This window comes from Streptomyces sp. NPDC050315, from assembly GCF_040655775.1.
Classification (GTDB): Bacteria; Actinomycetota; Actinomycetes; order Streptomycetales; family Streptomycetaceae; genus Streptomyces.
On the sequence record NZ_JBFAKN010000003.1, the window covers coordinates 383,904 to 403,427 of the forward strand.

Here is a 19,524-nt window from a genome sequence, read left to right on the forward strand (position 1 = left end):
AACGAGCAGCTCATGTATCGCAGAGAGGCGGGGAGCACACTGAGCCGGACCCTGAAAGACGACACCTTTGGCTACGTCTTCGACAACGACAGCGCGCACAGCGAGGAGCAGCACCGCTGCCTGGCCGCCGCGTACGACCCGGTGACCCTTCCGCGGCTGGCCGCGACGGGGGTCGGGGACGGCTGGCGGTGCCTGGAGGTCGGTTCGGGCGGCGGGAGCGTGGCGCGCTGGCTCGCCGCACGCGTCGCGCCCACCGGTGGGGTGATCGCCACCGACGTCAAGCCGCACCACATCCCCGAGACGCCGGGTCTCTCCGTGGTCCGGCACGACGTGGTGACCGATCCGCTGCCCGAGGCGGCCTTCGACCTGATCGTGGCGCGCCTCGTGTTGCAACACCTCCCGGAGCGGGTCGCCGTACTCGACAAGCTGGTGCGCGCCCTGAAGCCGGGCGGCGTGCTGCAGATCGACGAGTTCGACACGTCGTACGAGCCGCCGCTGCTCGCCCCGGACGGGCGCGCGGCCGAGCTGTACACGGCCTTCCTGCGGGCGAAGGCCGACGCGATGCGGGCGGGCGGCGGCGACCCGCACTGGGGGCGGCGGGTGCCGGCCGCGATGCGGGCCGCCGGGCTCGTCGGCATCGACCCGCAGCCGTTCATCGAGACCCGGCACGCGGCCTCCGCAGGCCTGCGGCTCCAGCTGCACCACACCTACCACCTGCGGGAGAAGCTGATCGCCGCGGGCCTGACCGAGCGGGGCCTGGAAGAGGTACGCGCGCTGATGCGGGACCCGTCCTTCCGGGCGGCGTCCAGCATCCTGTACTCGACACAGGGCCGCCGGCCTGCGGTCGGAGGCGGCTCATGACCGCCCCGCCGCAGCCGGTCGAGGCCGCGGTCGCGGGGCGCGTCGCGGCGCGCGCCCTGGACCTCGCGGACGCCCCCAAGTCCGGCCGGCCCCAGTACGCGATCGACTGGGCGGGGCCGGTCGGCCTGCCGCTGCCCGACGAACGGGCCGTGCAGGCGGCCTGCGGGATCATGCATGTGCACGGCCGCGCGGCCGGCCGCCCCGCACCGCTCGCCGTCGACTACGCGTCGGCGGTGGCCGGAGTACTGGCCGCACAGGGCGCGCTGGCCGTCCTCATCGGCCGGTCCCGGGGCCTGACGGTGCATCAAGTCCGTACCTCGGTCGCCCAGGCCGCGCTGCTCTCCGTCACGCAGTACCTCGCCGCCGCGACCGCCGCCGACGACCCGCCGGAGCCGCTCGCCCCCGGCGAGTGCGTCTGGCTCACGGCCGACGGGGTGCACATCGAGTTCGAGACCCTCGATCCCCTTCAGTGGCGGGACTTCTGGCGGCGGCTCGGCGCGCCGGCCGCCGATGTCGGGCGCGGCTGGCGCCCCTTCCAGCAGCGGTTCGGTACCGCCGGCTGCCCGCTGCCGGCGTCGCTGCACGAGGCGGTGGCCCGCGCCCCGTTCCGGGTCGTGCGGCAGGCGGCAGGCGAGGCGGGCGTCAGCGTACTGGCCGTCCGCGAGGACCCGTTCCCGCCGATCGGCATCCGGCCGTGGACCCTGACCCCGTTCGCCGAGCGGACCGCCGAGCGGCCCGCCCCCGCGACGGGAGCGCCGCTCGGCGGCCTGCGGGTCATCGAGTCGACCCGGCGGGTGCAGGGTCCGCTCGCCGGGCACGTCCTGCGGATGCTGGGCGCCGACGTCATGCGCATCGAGCCGCCGGGCGGCGACCCGATGCGCGGCATCCCGCCGATCGCGGGCACCTGCTCGGCCCGCTTCGGCGCGCTCAACGCGGACAAGACCGTCGCGGAGATCGACCTCACCACCGAGGCCGGCCGGCGCGAGGTGCACGAACTGGTCTCCGGGGCCGATGTCTTCCTGCACAACTGGGCGCCGGGCAAGGCCGCGCAGCTGCGGCTGGACGCCGACGACCTGCGCAGGACCCGCCCGGGCCTGGTGTACGCCGGGGCCTCGGGCTGGGGCGACGCGCTCGGGCCGACGCCGCCGGTGGGCACCGACTTCCTGGTGCAGGCCCGCAGCGGACTGGCCGCCGCGCTCCGCCCCGCGGACGAGGCCCCCGTCCCCTCGCTGATGACGCTCACCGACATCCTCGGCGGCCTGGTGTCGGCGCAGGGCGTACTGGCGGCGCTGCTCCATCGCATTCGCACCGGTCACGGCGGGCGCGTCGACTCCTCCCTGCTCTCGGCGGCCGCGGTGATCCCGCGCCGCCGCCGGCGGGTCGAGTGGACCCCGCTGGACCGTCCCGTGCGGACCGCGGACGGCTATCTCGCGCTGGGCCCGGAAGCCCGCGCCCGACCGGACCGCGTCGCGCGGATCACGGGGCCCGGCGCCGCGACGGACCTCGCCGCCTCCCTCCTCCGCTTCCGGCTCCGCCCGACGGGCTTCTGGTCGCCCCGGCTGCAGGAGGCGGGCCTGACCGCGACGCCGGTCTGCACCGACCTGCGTGACCTGCCCCGCGCCCCGGCCTTCCGCGGGGCGCTCGCGACGGCGGAGCACACGTATCCGCTCGCCCCCTGGGAGTTCTCGTGAAACCCGCTCATTGGGAGCTCATGAAGCCCGGCCGTTGGGAGTTCGCATGACGACCGAGTCGGCAGTTGCTTCGCCGAGGACCGTGTGGACCTCGCGCGACGGGGTCGCGATCCGCGATCTCGTACCGTCGCAGGACCGCCGCGCCTGGGCGGACCAGGGCCACTGCCCGGACCGCGACCTGTACTCCCTCTTCGCCGAGCACGCCCGCCGGCACCCGGCCCGGGAGGCGGTGATCGACGCGGCGGGCGCGGTGGACTACGCCACGCTCGCCGCCCGGGTGCGGCACCTCGCCGCCGTCTTCGCCGCCGCGGGCCTGGGCGCGCGGGACATCATCGCGCTCCGGCTGCCCAATGGCCGCGAGGCGGTGGCGGCGGAGCTGGCGGTGGCCGCGCTCGGTGCGGTGTCGCTCCCGTACCCGCCCGGCCGCGGCACCCGTGACACCCTCAGCCTGCTCACCCGCTCCCGCGCCCGCGGCGCCGTCTTCTCCTCCCCCGAGGACATCGCCCTGCGCCCTCAACTGCCGTACCTGCGCGCGGTGTTCAGTACCAGAGAGCTGTCCGATGCCCCCGCGCCCGCCTTCCCGGACCCGCCGCCGCCCCCCGATCCAGACTCCCCCGCCCGTATCCTCGTCTCCTCCGGATCCGAGGCCGAGCCGAAGATGGTCGCCTACTCGCACAACGCGATGGCCGGCGGCCGGGCCGCGTACATCCGGGCCCTGCACGCCGACGACACCCCGCCACGCCACCTCGTCCTCGTACCGCTCGCCTCCTCCTTCGGCTCCTGCGGCACGCCCGTCACGGTCGCGGCGCTCGGCGGCACCCTCCTCGTCCAGGACTCCTTCGACCCGGCGGCGGCCCTGCGCATGATCAGCGAGTACCGCCCCACGCATGTCTTCGGCGTGCCGACCATGCTGCGCCGCCTCGCCGACCATCCACCGCTCCCGGGCGAGGACCTCACCGGCCTGCGGGCCGTTGTGTCCAGCGGCGCCGCACTGCCCGCCGCCACCGCCGACGCCTGCCGGCGGCGGTTCGGGCGCCCGGTCATCGCCGTGTACGGCTCCTCCGACGGCGTGAACTGTCACACCGCGGCGACCGGCCTCACTCCGGAGACCGGCACCGGCCGCCCCGACCCCGGCGTGGCCGCCATCCGCATCACCGACGACAACGGCGCTCCGCTCCCCGCGGGGCAGCCGGGCGAGATCCGCGCCCGGGGCCCGATGACCCCGCTCTGCTATGTCGGGAGTCCGGAGCTGGACGCCCGCTACCGCACCGCCGGCGGCTGGGTGCGCACGGGCGACCGCGGGCTGCTGGACGCGCACGGCCGGCTGCACGTCCTCGGCCGGCTCCGGCAGATCGTCGTACGCGGTGGTTACAACATCAGCCCCGCCGAGGTGGAGCAGGAGCTGGGCGCCCATCCCGCCGTCGCCGAGGCCGTCTGCGTCGGCGTACCGGACCCCGACCTGGGTGAGCGGCTGTGCGCATGCGTCCGCGAGGTCCCCGGTACGGCCCCGGCGCTGACCCTGCCGGACCTCACCGCCTTCCTGGAACGGGAGCGCGGCCTCGAACGCCGCAAGCTGCCCGAACTCCTCCTGCGGCTGCCGGACATGCCGCTGGGCCCGACGGGCAAGATCTGCCGCCGGACCCTGACGGCGATGGCCTCGGCGGCGCCGCGCGCCTGAGAGACTTCACCGGTGGCCGCGGAGACATCGTTCGGCGGCCTTCGGCTTGCCGTGAGCTGCCTGCGGCCTTGCGGGCGGGCAAGATGGCCTGATGAGGGAGTTGGCAGTGTGGTCGCGGACGCGTCGTTGGATCCCGGCGGCGGTGATCGTTCTCGCGGTGCTGGTCGACCTGCTGACGCCCGCGCCGGTGTCGTCGGCGCCGCTGCTGGCCGTCGCGCCGGTGGCCGCGGTCTCCCTGCTCCGGCCGGCGGGCATCGTCGCCGTCGGCCTCACCGCGATGCTGGCGCACGCGGGACTGGCGTACGCCGCCGGCTCCTTCGGCTGGCAGGCCGGCGTCGCCAACCAGGTCACCCTGCTGGCCGTCACCGCACTGGCCGTGGGCCTGGACCGGTCCCTGCGCTCGCAGCACGCCAGCGCCAGCCGGGCGCGGTACGCCGCCGAGGTGGCCCAGCGGGCCGTGCTGCCCCGGCCGCCCAGCAGGCTGGGTGAGCTGCGGATCGCCGCCCGGTACGTCCCGGCCGAGGACATGGCGCTGATCGGCGGCGACCTCTTCGTGGTGCAGGACACCCCGTTCGGCGTCCGCGCGATGGTCGGTGACGTGCGCGGCAAAGGGCTGTCCGCCGTCGCGGCCGTCAGCGTCGACATCGGTGCCTTCCGCTTCGCCGCCGACCACTCGCCCGACCTGCCCGATCTCGTACAGGTCATGGAGGAGGCGCTGCTGCGCGAGGGCCGGCGCCGGGAGGGCCCGGACGATACGGAGGGGTTCACCACCGCCCTGATCGTCCAGTTCAGCGACGACCTGGAGCAGGTGCAGCTCGTCAACCGCGGGCACCCGGCGCCGCTCCTGCTGTACGCGGACGGCCGGGCGCGCGTGCTGGAGCCGACGGAGGAGGCGCCGCCGCTGGGCATCACCAGCCTGGGGAGCTGGGCGTCACCGGTGGAGACGTACGCCTTCCCGCCCGGGGCGATGCTGCTGTGCTTCACGGACGGGGTGACCGAGGCCCGCGACCGCGTCGGTGCCTTCTACGACCCGGCCGACCGGGTCCCCGGCATGCTCCGCGACTATCTGCGGCAGACCGGCCATCCCGCGGAGCCGTCGGCCGTCCTGGACTTCCTGGCCCGTGACGTCAGCCGGCACAGCGCCAGCGCGCCCCAGGACGACCAGGCCCTCCTCGCCCTGCACCGCCCCCTCCCCCACCAGGACCTGCTCACCCATCGGTGACCGGGCCCGGCGGGGAAGGGGGCGTGCCGGGCGTCAGCGCACGTCGACGCAGTCGCCGCTGGAGGTCACGGCGGGGGTGGTGGAGGTACCGGCGAAACTGTAACGCCAGCAGGTGTCCGTGCTCGCGGTACGGGTGGTCTTCACCTGGCCCGCGGTCGAGCCGCTGCCCGAGGTGTACGTCTTGAGCGTGGCGTAGCTGCCGCCGCTCGCGGCGCGCGACTGGAGCTTCACCGACTGCTGGGTGTAGCCGGCGTACTTGTAGGTGTCCCAGTTGGCGCGGGTCAGCAGGCCGGAGATGGTGATGGTCCGGCCCTTGAGGACCGGCTCGGGCGAGGCGTTGGCGGTGAGCTTGGAGTAGCGCTTCATCGAGAACGTCTTGACGTTGTCCTGCTCGACCCAGTCCGCGTCATTGCCCTGCGCGATCGCCCACACCTTCCAGGTGCCCGCGGCGGCGTTGAACAGGTGGTACTGCGGGTCGATCGTGAACGTCTGCGTGCACTTGGCGGTGGTGGACGAGGTCGCCGTGCAGTCGGCGTTCTCCTGGTCCGGGTTGACGCCGGTGTCCAGCTCGTCGAAGGTGGCGCCGCCGTGCCACAGGATGGCGTCGGCCCACTCGATGCCCGAGTCGTCGGTCGCGGTGAAGGTGACCGTCACCGTCTTGGTGTTGGTGGTGCCCAGGACCACGTCCTTGCCACCGTTGACGACGACGTCGGAGATCGTCGTGTCGCCGTACTGCTCGTCGGTGGCGGACCGCAGCCCGAACGACGTGGCCTTCGGCTTCGCCGAGGCGGCCTGCTGCACGGAGCTCTGCTGCGCGGTGCGGGCGGCCGCGGCGGCGTCGTCCGTCCGCCCGGCGTCGGCCTGCGCGACCGGAATCGCGAGAGCGGTCAGGGCCAGAGCGCCGCTCACGGCGGCGGCAGTGGCGCGTCTACGCATGATGTTCCCCAAGTGGAGAAGGGGCCCGGAACCGGCTGCTCACAGGCCCAAGGTTCGAAGGAGTCGGTTGACTCGACGGTGAAGATCACCGGGGGCCGCGAAAGGTTGTACGGATGGCGGAGAAATTTCGAACAAGAAGTGAACACGCGGCGGCGACGGGCAGGCGAATGGGCCCCATTCCCCTGCCGTATGAGCGCTGACGCGGCTTTCCCCGCTGTGTTGAATCGGGTGCGGCACATCCGTGGTGATCAAAACGAGGGGACAACTGTGGATGCAGACCAGCCGCCGGGACCCGGCGGACGGACCGTGGTCGTGACCGGGGGCACCAGCGGCATCGGCGCCGCGATCGCCGCGCGGTTCGCGGCCGCCGGGGACAAAGTGACCGTGGCGGGGATCGATGCGGACGGCGCGGCCGGCCGACTGCCCGGAGGCGTACACGCGGTACAGCTCGATGTGACGGACGATGCCGCGCTGCGGGACTTTCTCGCGGGCTTCGACACCCTGGACGTACTGGTCAACGCCGCGGGTGTCATCGCGCGGCAACGCGAGTACGACCTCGACGTCTTCGCCCACGTGGTCGGCGTCAACCTCACCGGCACCATGCGCTGTTGCGTGGCCGCGCGCGAGGCGCTCGCCGGTTCGGGCGGCTGCATCGTCAACGTCGCCTCCATGCTGAGCTACTTCGGCGGCCCCAAGGTGCCGGCCTACAGCTCCAGCAAGGGCGGGGTCGTGCAGCTCACCAAGTCGCTCGCGGTGGCCTGGGCGGAGCACGGCATCCGTGTCAACGCGGTCGCCCCCGGCTGGATCCGCACCGGGCTGACCAGCGAACTGCACGAAAGTACCGAGGCCAGCCGGCGCATTGTCGAGCGCACGCCCATGGGGCGTTGGGGCGCCCCCGAGGACGTAGCGGGTGCCGTTGCCTTCCTGGCAGGCCCCGACGCGGGCTTCATCACGGGCGCGGTACTGGCCGTCGACGGCGGCTACCTCGCCGCCTGACCCACTCAACGGACTCAACAGAAAGGATCGTCCCGTATGGATGCTATGGATGCCTCCACTTCACCCACCGTGCCGCCGGAAGGCCCGGTCATCCCCCTGTCCCCCGTCGTCCCTCCGGAGATCGCCATTGCGGCGGTGCCCGAGGACGACCGGGTGTGGGTGCCGCAGGCGCCGCACGTGTGGTTCCGGCCGCTGATGTTCAACACCGTGACCGGCCAGTGGTGCAATCTGCTGAAGGTGACGGCGGCCGGCATCGTCTCCCGGCACCGCCACCCGGGAGTCGTCTTCGGCTATGTCATCAAGGGCAAGTGGCACTACTACGAGCACGACTGGGTCGCCGAGGCCGGGCACTTCGTGTACGAGCCGCCGGGCGAGATCCACACCCTCGCGGTCCCCGAGGACTGCGCGGAGATGATCACTTTCTTCAACATCACCGGTGCCATGGCCTATGTGGACGACAAGGGCGTGCAGACCGGGTACGAGGACACCTTCACGAAGATCGACATGTGCCGGGCCCACTACGCGAAGGTGGGACTGGGCGCCGACTACGTGGACCGGTTCATCCGCTGACACAACAAGACACAACACCGGAGCCGGTGTCCGACCCGTCGGGTCCGGACACCGGCTCCGGTGCGTTCACACGGCCGCCGCGCGCGCCTTCTCCACGGCCGCGCGGTTCGGGATCGGTCCCACCGCGCCGTGCCCGGTGGTGGTCAGGGCCGCGGCCACGACGGCGTACCGGGCCGCGTCCTCCACCGTGTCACCGGCCAGCAACCGGGCGGCGAACGCACCGTCGAAGGTGTCCCCGGCGCCGGTCGCGTCCACGGCCCGTACCGGGTGCGCGGGGATGCGGGTGAGGCGGCCGCGCTCGGACAGCAGGACGCCCTCGGCGCCCATCTTCAGCGCCACCACGGCAGGCCCGCGCCGGGCGAAACACTCCGCCACCGCCTCCGGGCTCTCCTCCCCCGTCAGCAGCCGTCCCTCCTCCAGGTTCGGGAGCACGATGTCGGCGAGGGAGGCGCTGTGCAGGACCGTGGCCCGCGCGCGTTCCAGCGGCCACAACGCGGGCCGGTGGTTGGGGTCGTACGACACGAGGGTGCCCGCGGCGCGCGCCGTCCGCATGGCATGCAGCGCGGCGTCGCACGCCGAGGCGGAGACCGCCTGGGTGATGCCGCTGACGTGCAGCAGCCGGGCCCGCGCGAGGGCTTCCTCCGGGATGTCGGCGGGGGTGAGCCGGGCAGCGGCCGAGCCGGCCCGGCGGTAGGTGAACCGATGTCCCTCCCCGGCGTGCCGGGTGATGAAGTACAGGCCGGTGTCGCCGTCCGGTACCTGGATCACACCGGAGATGTCGACGCCGTTGCGCGTCCACAGGTCCAGCAGCAGCGCGCCGAACGCGTCGCCGCCGATCCTGGTGAGGTAGCCGGTGCGCGCTCCCGAACGGCTCGCCGCGATGGCCGCGTTGGACGTGTCGCCGCCGTATCCCAGAGTGAAGCGGACGGCGTCCTCCAGCGCGCCGTCGGAGTCCGCGCTGAACTCGACCAGGGGCTCACCGAGGGCGAGGATGTCGGGCCCGGCGCCGGTGGCGCGCGCCGGGACGGTCAGGGGGGTGCGAAAGGGTGCGGGCATCGGTCAGATCCTGTTGTAGCGGGCGAGGCCGGCGCGCAGCGATCCGGAGCCGAGGATGTGCCGGGTCTGCTCCTTTTCCCGCTCCTCGATCTCCTGCGCGGTCCGCAGGACGGCGTCCACCAGCTCGGCCGGTACGCGGACCACGCCGTCCCGGTCGGCGACGATGAGGTCCTCGGGGTGGATGTCGACGCCGCCGACGACGACGGGCTCGTTGAGTGCGACGGTGCGAATTCTGCCGAGTGTGGTGGCGGGGACGGTGGAGCGGGCGTAGACGGCGAAGTCCGGGAAGTCCCGGGTGATTTCGGTGACATCGCGGACACCGCCCTCCAGTACGCACCCGGCGAGGCCGCGGGCCACCGCGCCGGCGGTCATCAGCCCGCCCCACACGGCGATGTCGGCGCCGCCCGCGTCGATGCACACCACGCTGCCGGCGGGCGCTTCGTCGATGGCCTGGAGCGCGTGGGTGGGCGGCCCGGCCTCGGCCGCCGGTATCTCGCGGACGGTGACGGCGGGCCCTGCCAGGGTGCCGGCGCCGGGCGCCACCTGGTGGAGGGCGCCGGCCAGGTAGCCGCGTCGGCCGTGCTGTTCCACGGCGTCGGCGAGGGAGGCCGTGGTGACGGCGCGGAAGGCGTTGAGGGTGTCCTCCGAGTAGCGGCCGGCCTGCGGCTGCGGCGGTGCGGAGGGCGTGTGCTCGGACATGTGGAGGGTTCCTTTCAGTGGATCTCGGTGGTCTCGGTGGTGGTGCCGTGCGCGGCGGGTGCCTTCGTGCCCAGCGGCTCCAGCGAGCGGATGACGAGCCCGTAGACGAGGGCGCCGACCAGCGCGACGCCGCCGGCCACCGCGAGCGGCACGAAGTACGAGCCGTCGAAGGTGTCCAGCAGCGCGCCGATGACCAACGGGCTGACGAAACCGGCCACGTTGGAGGCGAAGCCCTGGATGCCCGCCAGCGAACCGACGTTGGCGGGGCTCGGTGCCACATCGGCGGGCAGCGCCCAGAGGCTGGACGCGGCGAAACACAGCGCGCTCTGCGACACCGCGAGCAGCGCCAGCGCCAGGTAGGCGTTCTCCACGACCCCCGCGAAGACGATGACCGAGGAGAGGACGAGACCGGTGACGATGGGCACCTTGCGGGCGTACGTCACCGACCGGCCCTGGTTCACCAGCCGCTTCTGCAGCCAGCCGCCGAAGAGCTGGGCGGGGATCGAGAGCAGCGCAGGGATCATGCCGAGGAAGCCGAGTTTCAGCAGATCGAAGCCCCGGGCGTCGACCAGGTACGAGGGGAACCAGGTGACGAAGAAGTACAGCACGAAGGAGAGGCAGAAGAAGCCCGTCACCATGCCCCACACCGTGCGGTAGCGGAAGAGCTGCCGCCACGGCATGGCGGGCCGGCCGTCGTCGGCGCGCTGGGCGCCGCCCTCGTTGATGTAGGCGCGTTCGCCGTCGGTGAGCTTGGGGTGCGCCTCGGGGTCCCGGTAGTACTTCAGCCAGAACACGCTGTAGAGGAGGCCGACGGCGCCCGCGGCGACGAAGGAGCCCCGCCAGCCGAGCAGCGCGATGACGGCGGTGGTGATGGGCAGTGCGAAGGCGGTACCGGCCCGCCCTCCGCTGTCGAAGATGGAGGCGGCCAGCGCGCGCTCCCGCACGGGGAACCAGCGCCCCACGATCTGCGAACTGGACGGGTAGGCGGGCGACTCGACGGCGCCGAGCAGCAGCCGCATCAGCAGCAGTACGAGGAATCCGGACGCCGCGCCGACCAGCATCGTCGCCGCGGACCACGCCAGCAGCGCGAACGCCATCATGCGGCGGGGCCCGAACCGGTCGACGAGCCAGCCGGCACCGGGCAGGAACGCGGCGTACGTCCAGAAGAAGGCGCCCAGCAGCAGACCGGTGGCGGTCTTCGAGAGGTTCAGCTCGTCCGTCATGTACGGCAGCGCGACACCGAGGTTGGCGCGGTCCACGTAATTGATCGTGACGGCGCCGAACGACAGCCAGATCATGCCCCAGCGGACGCGGCCGCCCGGTGGTGCATGCTGCGGGACTTCGGTCATCAGAGCTCCTGGGGGCCGTGAAGAAAGAATGGGAAATCCGGGCGCGGGCCGGTGCCCCGCCATCGGCAAGCGGTAATGAAGGGGGAGCGTAGGCGCCCCATCACACCCGGATAAGGGCCGATTCCGTATGCCGCTATTCGCAATACGGATCGGTCGGCATGCGCATCGGGAAAGGGATGCTGCGGACCGCGCGCGGCAGGGATAGAACCGGGGACCATGCTCCGTACCGACGTACGTCTCGAATGGTTCGTCTCTTTCCTCAGCGTCATCGACACCGGCAGCTTCAGCGCCGCGGCGGAGGTGGTCCACCGGTCCCAGCCACGCGTGAGCATGCACGTCGCCGCACTGGAACGGGAGGCGGGGGTCCCGCTGTTCGACCGGGACCGGCGGCCCGTGGCCCTCACCGACGCCGGTGCCGTCCTCGCCGAGCACGCGCGGACCATCCTGCGCCAGCTCTCCCGGGCGGAGGCCGCGATGGCGGCGCACCGGGGCGCCGCCCGGGGCGTGGTGACGCTGGGCAGTTACCCCAGCGCCAGCGTGGCCTTCGTGCCCCAGCTGCTGGAACGCATGGCACGGACCCGCCCCGCCATCAAAGTGGTCCTGGTGGAACGCCCGACGCTGGAACTCGACGGGGCGCTCGCCGCGGGCGAAGTGGACCTGTGTCTGCGCCCCATGACACCGCCGCCCGGTCCGTCGGTCGAGTACCGGCCGCTGTGGCGCGAGGGCCTGATCGTCGTGCACCGCCCCGACCATCCACTGGCCGCGCTGCCGGAGCCGCTCCCCGTGCCCGAAGTGGCCGAGTACCCGCTCATCACCATCGGCAGGCTGGGATCGCCGGACGCCATGGGCTTCGAGACGTACCGCGCGTTCCGGGAGCGCGGCTTCGAGCCCAACGCCGTACAGGCCACGAACCAGCCGCAGACGCTCATCTCCCTCGTGCGCAGCGGGCTGGGCATCGGGGTCACCAATCTGCTGGCGGTGGCCACGGCGGACGCGCAGGGCGTGGTGGCACGGAAGCTGGACGTACCGTGCGGCCGGCGGGTCGCCGTGCACTGGAGCGGTACCAACCCGCTGACGCCCGCCGCGCGCACGCTGCTGCGGGAGATCGAGGGCTCCGACGTGCCGCCGGGCACCCGGCGGCTGGCACCGGAGCGCCCCTGATGTCATTCGACATCCGAATCCCGCTATCCCGCCGCGATTCTTCCCGGCACCCGGGCCGGTCCCTACCGTTTCGGTCGTTCCGGCGCCCGCCGTCGTTTCCACATTTTCGTCAGGAACGGCCGAGAGGAAATCTCATCCCATGCAGAACAGGCAGAAAACCAGATCGCTCATTTCGGTGTCGGCGTGCGCTGCCGTGCTGCTGGCCGGCGGAGTGGCGATCGCCGTCCCGGCCGCCGCGTCCCGCCAGGCGCCCGCAAAGGAACCCGCACAGGCGCAGGGACAGCAGAGCCGGGTGAACCCGGTGGCGACAAAGGCGGACGTGGTGGCGCTGACCGCCGACTGGAAAGGGGACCGCTTCCCCGATGGCCGCCCGAAGGTCTCCGACGACCTGCTGAAGCGCATGAAGGTCGTCTCGACCGAGCAGGCGTGGGGCTATCTCGAAGGGAAGGGCTACCACAACCAGTTCGCCGGCGACTGGAAGACCATTCACGAGGGGAAACCCGTCATCGGCCGGGCGCTCACCGCGCAGTACATGCCGAACAGCCCGGCCCTGGAAAAGCGGATGACGGACGCCGGGCACGCCGCGGGAAATGACGGCCAGATGAACACCTGGCCGATCGAAAAGCTCCAAAAGGGCGATGTCTACGTCGCCGACGGTTTCGGCAAGGTCGCCGACGGCACCCTCATCGGGGGAAACCTCGGCAGCCAGATCTACGCGAAGACCCGCAACGGCGTCGTCTTCGACGGCACGGTGCGCGACCTGGAGGAGCTCCAGGACATCAAGGGATTCAACGCGTACGTCCGCGGCTGGCACCCCTCCTACATCCGGAACGAAATGCTGACCGGCCTCAACCGCACCATTCGCATCGGCGAGGCGGTGGTCCTGCCCGGCGACATCGTGCTCGCCAGGCGCGAGGGCGTCGTCTTCGTTCCCGCACAGCTGGCGGAGGGCCTGGTGAAGGACGCCGAACTGACGCTGCTCCGCGACACGTTCACCAAGCTGCGGCTCAAGGACGGCACGTACACCGCCGGGCAGCTCGACAAGGGCTGGGACGAGATCGACCAGAAGATCAAGGACGACTTCAAGAACTGGCTGAAGGAGAACAAGAACGATCTGCCGGTCTCCCCGGAACGCATTCAGGAAATCATCGACGACGCCGACTGAGGCGCCGCGCAAAAGCCCACTCCCCCGAAGACCGATTCCCCCAACCACTTCACCCCCGAACTGAGGAGAATTCCCATGCGCGACGCCGCGCAGCCTTCGCAGAACCCCGCAACCAGACGTCACATGCTCAAGCTCTCCGCGCTCGGCCTCGGCGGACTCAGCCTCGGCGCCCTGGCGTTCCGCCCGGTCGAGGAGCAGGTCGAGTTTCTCTCGCAGAAGGTCAGCCGGGCCTCGAAGCCGTCCCAGTTGAAGATCACCGACATGCGGGTGGCGGTCCTCGACGGCGTGCCCTTCACCAGCCCCATCGTCCGCATCTCCACGAACCAGGGGATCTCCGGGTACGGCGAGGTCCGGGACGACGCGGACAAGCGGTACGCGCTGGAGCTCAAGAGCCGGCTGCTGGGCGAGAACCCGTGCAACGTCGAGATGCTCTTCAAGCGCATCAAGCAGTTCGGCGGCGACGGCCGCCGGGGCGGCGGCGTCTCCGGTGTCGAAATGGCGCTGTGGGACCTGGCCGGAAAGGCGTACGGCGTCCCCGTCTTCCAGATGCTCGGCGGCGCGTACCGGCGCAAGATCCGGCTCTACACCGACACCACGGAGTCCGAGGACCCGCAGGAGTACGGGCGCCGCATGAAGGAGCGCGTCGACAAGGGCTTCACCTTCCTGAAGATGGACCTCGGCCTGGAGCTGGTGGCGAAGAAGCCGGGCACCATCATCGGCAAGAGCTACTGGGACGGGAACCTGGAGCAGTACGGCGACAAGCCCGGGAGCTACGGCCAGACCCAGCACAACTTCACCATGGTGCAGATCACGGACAAGGGCATCGAGCTGATGGCCGAGTACGTGGAGGCGGTGCGCGACGCCATCGGGTACGACATCCCGATGGGCATGGACCACACGGGCCACTTCGACGTGAACACCGCGATCAGGCTGGCCCACCGCTTCGAGCGGTACAACCTGGCCTGGCTGGAGGACCTCGTCCCGTGGTTCCACACGGACGACTGGAAGGAGATCACCAAGGCCATCAACGTGCCCACGATGACCGGCGAGGACATCTACTCGCTCGACGGCTTCCGCAAGCTGATCGACGAGGACGCCATCGACCTCGTCCAGCCCGACCCGGCCACCGCCGGCGGCATCCTGGAGACCAAGCGGATCGGTGACTACGCCGCCGAGAAGGGCAAGGCGATGCCGCTGCACTACGCCGGCTCCCCCGTGGGCGCCATGGCGTCCGCACACATCGCGGCGGCGACCGAGACCTTCGTCGCGCTGGAGTACCACGCGACGGACGTTCCGTTCTGGAACGACCTCGTCAAGCAGGAGGAGCCGCTGATGAACAAGGGCTGGTACTACCTCACCGACAAGCCCGGGCTCGGCATCGAGATGGACGAGAAGGAGATGGAGAAGCACCTGGCCAAGGGCGAGAAGCTGTTCGCGCCGACGCCGGAGTGGGACAAGAAGGTCGCCTGGGACCGCACCTGGAGCTGAGGCCTTCCCCGCAGCCCGACGAAACCGGGTTTCTCTCCCCTTCCTATGGCGCCTGTGATCATGGTCGGTCTATTTTCGAAACCGGTTAATTACAGGCTTCGGGAGCGACCGTCGCCGCCGGCGGGAGATGGGGGCAGGGCATTGGAGTACCGAGTGGAGTGGCTCGGCAGTTTCGTGGGCGTCGCCGAGCACGGTGGTTTCTCCGCCGCCGCGGTCGCGCTGAGCCGGTCGCAGTCCCGGGTCAGCACGCATGTGGCCGCCCTGGAAAAGGCGCTGCACATGCGGCTGTTCGACCGGTCGGTGCAGCCCGCGGCGCTCACTCCGGAGGGGCGGGCGCTGCTGCCCCACGCCCGTACGGTGCTCCGGCAGCTGCGCGCGCTCCCCGGAACGGCCGCCGAGGTGCGCCGCGGGCTGCGGGGCGAGGTCCGGCTCGGCGTCCACTCCGGTGTCGCGCCGTTCCTCGTACCGCGCACCGTGATGCGCGTACGGCAGACGCAGCCCGGCCTGCGGCTGACCGTACGGGAGGAGCGCACGGCCCAGTTGGAGAAGCAGCTGCTGGAGGGGCGGCTCGACCTGGTCGTCGGCCCAGGGGGCCCGGCCGCCGCGCGCGCCGACGCGCGGCTGGCGCGGGTCCTGCTCTGGCGGGAGCAACTGATGGCCGTGGTCCGGGAGGAGTCGGCCGGTGCGCTGCCGGCCCGCCCGGGCCCCGCTGACCTGCGGGGCCGGCCACTGGCGGTGGTCGACGAGGTGGCGGGCCCGGACGCACCGGCCGCCCTCCGGGCCGCGCTCACCGGCACCGACCGCACCGCGCCGGTCTTCAGCACCCCGCAGGCGCAGACCGTGGTCGGCCTGGTCCGGCAGGGCTGGGGCGTCGGCGTGGCCGAGGCACTCGGCCTGAGCACCGCCGACCTCCGGGGCCTGACCCTCCTCCCCCTCACCGGCACCCCACCCGGCCGCGGAATCGCGCTGTGGTGGTGCGCGGACCTCACCGGCTGGCCGGCCCGCAAGGCGGTGGAACGCTGCGTACGCCTCGCGGCCGTGCCCGCGCTCGCCCGCGTGGCGGGTCTTTCCGTACGGGCCCGACCATCCGGAACGCGAATACCGGGAATCGGCGAACGACATGGCCGAATTCCCTTCGCCTGAGCATGATTTCCCCCGGACAGTAGCCCGAAGAGAATCCGCAGAAATCCGAGGGGTCCGAGAGGACCCGAGGGGAATTCGCGAATGAGTGGGATATCACGCAGGGGAATACTCAGGGGAGGCGGCGCCGCGTTCGTCGGCGCCGCGGGCGCGGGCATCGGCGGCATGGCGCGGCCGCACCCGGCGCTCGCCGCTTCCCGGGGGAAGACAGCCGGACCGGTCGTCGTGACACCGCACGACGCCCGCTACCCCGACCTGATACGCGGCAACAACCGGCGGTGGACCGGCTCGCCCGGCTCCGTGCACCTGGTGCGCAGCACGGACCAGGTGGTCGACGCGGTGCGCGACGGCGTCCGGGAGGGCAGGCGACTGGCCGTCCGCAGCGGCGGCCATTGCTACGAGGACTTCGTGTACAACCCGGACGTCGAGACCGTCATCGACATGTCCGAGATGCGGGCCGTGTACTACGACGAGGGCCGTTCCGCGTTCGTCGTGGAAGCAGGCGCGAGCCTCTTCGAGGTGTATCTGACCCTGTACCGGCTGTGGGGCGTCACACTGCCCGGCGGGCTGTGCCACTACGTCGGCGCGGGCGGCCACTTGTCCGGCGGCGGGTACGGGATGCTGTCCCGTATGCATGGCCTGACGGTGGATCACGTATACGGCGTGGAGGTCGTGGTCACCGACGGGAAGGGCCGCACCCGCTCCGTGGTGGCCACCCGGGACGCCGACGACCCCAACCGGGACCTGTGGTGGGCGCACACCGGGGGCGGCGGGGGCAACTTCGGCATCGTGACCCGGTACTTCCTGCGCACCCCGGGAACGGCGGGCAGGGCACCCGCCGCGCAACTGCCGAAGCCGCCGGCCGAGGTACTGCTGCACGACGTGTCGTGGCGCTGGTCGGACCTGTCCGAGCGCTCCTTCCACCGCCTCCTGCAGAATTACGGGACCTGGCTGGAACGCCACAGCGACCCGGACTCCCCGTACGCAGGGCTGTACAGCAGCCTCAACCTGAGCACGGTGGCGAGCGGCGAGATCTCCCTGTCCACGCAGTTCGACGCCACCGTGCCCGATGCCGAGCGGCTGCTGGAGCGGTACGTGAACGCGCTCACCGACGGGGTGGGGGCCGCCGCCCGGCCGGCGAGCGTGGCGGCCGGTGAACTCCGGCCGAGCACGGCCCGGTTCGCGCCGCGCCGCTCCCCCTGGCTGCTGGCGACCAGGAACACGGGCGCCTACGCCTGGAACCGGAGCGCGGACTACAAGTCGGCCCACATGCGCACGGGGTTCCCGGACGACCAGATCGCATCTATTTACCGACACCTCAGGAGCGACGCGGGCGGCCCGGGCGACCTGCTGCAGGCCATCACCTATGGCGGCCGTATCAACGCGGTCCGGCCGGGTGACACGGCCGTCGCCCAGCGCGACTCCGTCCTGAAGCTCCAGTACCAGTGTTACTGGGAGGACCCCGCCGAGGAGGCGCGCAAGGTGGGCTGGCTGCGCGAGTTCTACGGCGAGGTGTACGCCGACACGGGCGGGGTGCCCGTACCCGGCGAGGTGACCGACGGCTGCTATGTGAACTACGCGGACATCGATCTCAGCGACCCGCGGTGGAACACCTCGGACACGGCGTGGCACGAGCTGTACTACAAGGCGGGCTACGCCAAACTCCAGCAGGTGAAGCAGCGGTGGGACCCGTCCGACACCTTCTGGCACGGCCAGTCCGTCCGGCTGCCGGCGGGCTGACGGCATAACGCAGCGCGGTGCGGTCAGTGTCGCGGCGGGGCCGTGGAAGCGCGTTCCGTCAGTACCGGTGCGGGCAGCGGGGTGGGGGCCGGGGCCTCGACGTTCAGTTCCTGCATCAGACGGAGCGCCGCCCGTTCCCCCAGCCCCTGGACGTCCTGGCGCACGGTGGTGAGGCGGGGCGTGATCCACTGGCTGAGCGGCAGGTCGTCGTGGCCGACCACGGACAGCTCGTCCGGTACGGACAGGCCGCACTCCTGCGCCACTTGGACGCCGGCGATCGCCATGACGTCGCTGTCGTAGACGACGGCCGTGGGGCGCTCGGGGCGGCGCAGCAGGGCCCGGGTGGCGCGCGCCCCGCCGGCCGCGGTGAAGTCGGCCTCTTCGACGGCGACGGCCGTCATGCCGCACTCCCGGACGGCATCGCGGAAGAGGCGCAGCCGGTAGGAGATGTGCGCGAGGGAGTCCGGCCCGCGTACGTACGCGATCCGCCGGTGTCCCAGTCGGGCCAGGTGCCGTACCGCCAGGTCGATGCCGGCTCCGGGCTGCTCGGGACCGACCCAGGGCAGCCCGGACTCCCGCCACGGCCGGCTGATGAGGACCGCGGGGAGCCGCAGCTCCTGCAGGAGCTCGATGCGCTCGTCGGTCATCCGGGGGTCGGCGACCAGTACCCCTTCGACGCGTTGTTCCAGCGCGAGGCCGGTGTACAGGGCGCGCTCCTCGGCCGCGGTGCCCACCGTGCAGATGCGCAGCAGCAGTGCGTACCCGAGTGGCGCGAGCGCGCGCTCCACCCCGGAGAGCAGTTCGGGGAAGAACGGGTCGGAGCTGAGCACGTCGGTGGGGCGGTCGAGGATCAGGCCGATGGCGCCGGGACCGCCCGCCGCGAGCGCCACGGCGGCGGCGTTGGGGCGCCAGCCCAGCCGGGCCGCGGCGGTGAGGATGCGCTGCCTGGTTTCTTCGGAGACGCCGGGCCGGTTGTTGAACGCCTTGGAGACGGCCGCCTTGGACACCCCGGTCACCGCGGCGACATCGCTGATGGTCACTCGCTCCGGCATACGGCTCATCCGGCCCTCCCCTCTCCCCCGGGAACCCTAGCTCCTAAATGTCATGCTGATTTGCCTAAAGGTATTAGGGAACTGCATAATCGGTTCTGGCTGACTGGGAGGACGGCATGGTGCGGCGCGCGGGACTGACCACGGAACGCCTGACCCGAGCGGGCGCGGAACTGGCCGATGAGGTCGGGTTCGACCAGGTGACCGTCTCGGCGCTCGCCCGGCGGTTCGACGTCAAGGTCGCGAGCCTGTACTCGCACGTGAAGAATTCGCAGGACCTCAAGACCAGGATCGCCCTGCTCGCCCTGGAGGAGCTCGCCGACCGGGCGGCCGCCGCGCTTGCCGGGCGGGCCGGCAAGGACGCGCTGGCCGCGTTCGCGAACGTCTACCGGGACTACGCCCGGGAGCATCCCGGCCGCTACGCCGCGGCCCAGCTGCGTCTCGACCCGGAAACGGCGGCCGCGAGCGCGGGCGTGCGGCACGCACAGATGACGCGGGCGATCCTGCGCGGCTACGACCTGACGGAGCCCGACCAGACGCACGCGGTCCGGATGCTGGGCAGCGTCTTCCACGGCTACGTCAGCCTGGAGATGGGCGGCGGCTTCAGCCACAGCGCGCCCGACACCCAGGAAACCTGGTCGCGGATGCTGGACGCCCTCGACGCCCTGCTGCGCAACTGGCCCGCGCCACCGAACTCCCCCACCACGCACACAGGTTGATTGC

At 71.9% G+C, this 19,524-nt stretch carries 17 protein-coding genes; 12 read left to right on the top strand and 5 right to left on the bottom strand.

The features are described 5' to 3' along the window. The first annotated feature begins 12 nt into the window (after positions 1-12). The 4 genes from AB0I82_RS12985 to AB0I82_RS13000 all read left to right on the top strand — a co-directional run bounded on the left by AB0I82_RS12985 (position 13) and on the right by AB0I82_RS13000 (position 5,452). The gene (locus AB0I82_RS12985; protein ID WP_363257263.1) at positions 13-861 is read left to right on the top strand and encodes a methyltransferase; all 849 of its coding nucleotides are present in this window, start codon (positions 13-15) and stop codon (positions 859-861) included. Further along, positions 858-2,552, top strand: coding sequence for a CoA transferase (locus AB0I82_RS12990; protein ID WP_363257264.1), 1,695 nt, complete (start codon positions 858-860; stop codon positions 2,550-2,552). The genes AB0I82_RS12985 and AB0I82_RS12990 overlap by 4 nt, the downstream gene beginning before the upstream one ends. 46 nt (positions 2,553-2,598) lie before the next feature. Then, positions 2,599-4,230: a class I adenylate-forming enzyme family protein gene (locus tag AB0I82_RS12995; RefSeq protein WP_363257265.1), complete on the top strand. Its 1,632-nt coding sequence runs from the start codon at positions 2,599-2,601 to the stop codon at positions 4,228-4,230. A gap of 91 nt (positions 4,231-4,321) precedes the next feature. After that, positions 4,322-5,452: a PP2C family protein-serine/threonine phosphatase gene (locus AB0I82_RS13000; protein ID WP_363257266.1), complete on the top strand. Its 1,131-nt coding sequence runs from the start codon at positions 4,322-4,324 to the stop codon at positions 5,450-5,452. A gap of 33 nt (positions 5,453-5,485) precedes the next feature. Here AB0I82_RS13000 and AB0I82_RS13005 read toward each other — a convergent pair whose 3' ends face one another. Continuing rightward, positions 5,486-6,388, bottom strand: coding sequence for a DUF5707 domain-containing protein (locus tag AB0I82_RS13005; RefSeq protein WP_363257267.1), 903 nt, complete (start codon positions 6,386-6,388; stop codon positions 5,486-5,488). Between the two features lie 312 nt (positions 6,389-6,700). On the opposite strand from AB0I82_RS13005, the gene AB0I82_RS13010 reads away from it, so the two are divergent. Then, complete coding sequence (locus tag AB0I82_RS13010) at positions 6,701-7,384, top strand: SDR family oxidoreductase (protein ID WP_363257268.1); 684 nt, start codon at positions 6,701-6,703, stop codon at positions 7,382-7,384. A 36-nt stretch (positions 7,385-7,420) separates the two neighbouring features. After that, a complete protein-coding gene (locus AB0I82_RS13015; protein ID WP_363257269.1) occupies positions 7,421-7,954 on the top strand; it encodes a 2,4'-dihydroxyacetophenone dioxygenase family protein in 534 nt (177 codons plus the stop codon). A gap of 66 nt (positions 7,955-8,020) precedes the next feature. On the opposite strand, the gene AB0I82_RS13020 is transcribed toward AB0I82_RS13015, so the two are convergent. From AB0I82_RS13020 to AB0I82_RS13030, 3 genes are read right to left on the bottom strand one after another with little or no spacing between them, the layout of a single operon-like run. Beyond that, the gene (locus AB0I82_RS13020) at positions 8,021-9,010 is read right to left on the bottom strand and encodes a sugar kinase (protein WP_363257270.1); all 990 of its coding nucleotides are present in this window, start codon (positions 9,008-9,010) and stop codon (positions 8,021-8,023) included. A 3-nt stretch (positions 9,011-9,013) separates the two neighbouring features. Further along, entirely contained in the window at positions 9,014-9,709 is a 696-nt protein-coding gene (locus AB0I82_RS13025) for an RraA family protein (RefSeq protein WP_363257271.1), read from the bottom strand. A 14-nt stretch (positions 9,710-9,723) separates the two neighbouring features. Beyond that, positions 9,724-11,058 (bottom strand): MFS transporter, encoded by a 1,335-nt coding sequence (locus tag AB0I82_RS13030; RefSeq protein ID WP_363257272.1) that lies wholly within the window; start codon positions 11,056-11,058, stop codon positions 9,724-9,726. Positions 11,059-11,274: 216 nt separating this feature from the next. Between AB0I82_RS13030 and AB0I82_RS13035 the strand changes: the two genes are divergently transcribed. The 5 genes from AB0I82_RS13035 (at position 11,275) to AB0I82_RS13055 (ending at position 17,752) form a co-directional block, all read left to right on the top strand. After that, positions 11,275-12,219: a LysR family transcriptional regulator gene (locus AB0I82_RS13035; protein WP_363257273.1), complete on the top strand. Its 945-nt coding sequence runs from the start codon at positions 11,275-11,277 to the stop codon at positions 12,217-12,219. 139 nt (positions 12,220-12,358) lie between these two features. Next, positions 12,359-13,384: an RraA family protein gene (locus tag AB0I82_RS13040; RefSeq protein ID WP_363257274.1), complete on the top strand. Its 1,026-nt coding sequence runs from the start codon at positions 12,359-12,361 to the stop codon at positions 13,382-13,384. A 75-nt stretch (positions 13,385-13,459) separates the two neighbouring features. Next, a complete protein-coding gene (locus tag AB0I82_RS13045; RefSeq protein WP_363257275.1) occupies positions 13,460-14,872 on the top strand; it encodes a mandelate racemase/muconate lactonizing enzyme family protein in 1,413 nt (470 codons plus the stop codon). A 141-nt stretch (positions 14,873-15,013) separates the two neighbouring features. Beyond that, a complete protein-coding gene (locus AB0I82_RS13050; protein WP_363257276.1) occupies positions 15,014-16,015 on the top strand; it encodes a LysR family transcriptional regulator in 1,002 nt (333 codons plus the stop codon). 81 nt (positions 16,016-16,096) lie between these two features. Further along, the gene (locus AB0I82_RS13055) at positions 16,097-17,752 is read left to right on the top strand and encodes an FAD-binding protein (RefSeq protein ID WP_363257277.1); all 1,656 of its coding nucleotides are present in this window, start codon (positions 16,097-16,099) and stop codon (positions 17,750-17,752) included. A 23-nt stretch (positions 17,753-17,775) separates the two neighbouring features. Here AB0I82_RS13055 and AB0I82_RS13060 read toward each other — a convergent pair whose 3' ends face one another. Beyond that, the gene (locus AB0I82_RS13060; RefSeq protein WP_363257278.1) at positions 17,776-18,813 is read right to left on the bottom strand and encodes a LacI family DNA-binding transcriptional regulator; all 1,038 of its coding nucleotides are present in this window, start codon (positions 18,811-18,813) and stop codon (positions 17,776-17,778) included. Positions 18,814-18,923: 110 nt separating this feature from the next. Here AB0I82_RS13060 and AB0I82_RS13065 point away from each other — a divergent pair, with 110 nt between their 5' ends. Next, complete coding sequence (locus AB0I82_RS13065) at positions 18,924-19,520, top strand: WHG domain-containing protein (protein WP_363257728.1); 597 nt, start codon at positions 18,924-18,926, stop codon at positions 19,518-19,520. Positions 19,521-19,524 lie beyond the last annotated feature (4 nt).

Coding starts and splice junctions, on each gene's coding strand:
- AB0I82_RS12985 (WP_363257263.1), top strand. CDS start 13: ATGTATCGCAGAGAGGCGGGGAGCACACTGAGCCGGACCCTGAAAGAC.
- AB0I82_RS12990 (WP_363257264.1), top strand. CDS start 858: ATGACCGCCCCGCCGCAGCCGGTCGAGGCCGCGGTCGCGGGGCGCGTC.
- AB0I82_RS12995 (WP_363257265.1), top strand. CDS start 2,599: ATGACGACCGAGTCGGCAGTTGCTTCGCCGAGGACCGTGTGGACCTCG.
- AB0I82_RS13000 (WP_363257266.1), top strand. CDS start 4,322: ATGAGGGAGTTGGCAGTGTGGTCGCGGACGCGTCGTTGGATCCCGGCG.
- AB0I82_RS13005 (WP_363257267.1), bottom strand. CDS start 6,388: ATGCGTAGACGCGCCACTGCCGCCGCCGTGAGCGGCGCTCTGGCCCTG.
- AB0I82_RS13015 (WP_363257269.1), top strand. CDS start 7,421: ATGGATGCTATGGATGCCTCCACTTCACCCACCGTGCCGCCGGAAGGC.
- AB0I82_RS13020 (WP_363257270.1), bottom strand. CDS start 9,010: ATGCCCGCACCCTTTCGCACCCCCCTGACCGTCCCGGCGCGCGCCACC.
- AB0I82_RS13025 (WP_363257271.1), bottom strand. CDS start 9,709: ATGTCCGAGCACACGCCCTCCGCACCGCCGCAGCCGCAGGCCGGCCGC.
- AB0I82_RS13030 (WP_363257272.1), bottom strand. CDS start 11,058: ATGACCGAAGTCCCGCAGCATGCACCACCGGGCGGCCGCGTCCGCTGG.
- AB0I82_RS13035 (WP_363257273.1), top strand. CDS start 11,275: ATGCTCCGTACCGACGTACGTCTCGAATGGTTCGTCTCTTTCCTCAGC.
- AB0I82_RS13040 (WP_363257274.1), top strand. CDS start 12,359: ATGCAGAACAGGCAGAAAACCAGATCGCTCATTTCGGTGTCGGCGTGC.
- AB0I82_RS13045 (WP_363257275.1), top strand. CDS start 13,460: ATGCGCGACGCCGCGCAGCCTTCGCAGAACCCCGCAACCAGACGTCAC.
- AB0I82_RS13055 (WP_363257277.1), top strand. CDS start 16,097: ATGAGTGGGATATCACGCAGGGGAATACTCAGGGGAGGCGGCGCCGCG.
- AB0I82_RS13060 (WP_363257278.1), bottom strand. CDS start 18,813: ATGAGCCGTATGCCGGAGCGAGTGACCATCAGCGATGTCGCCGCGGTG.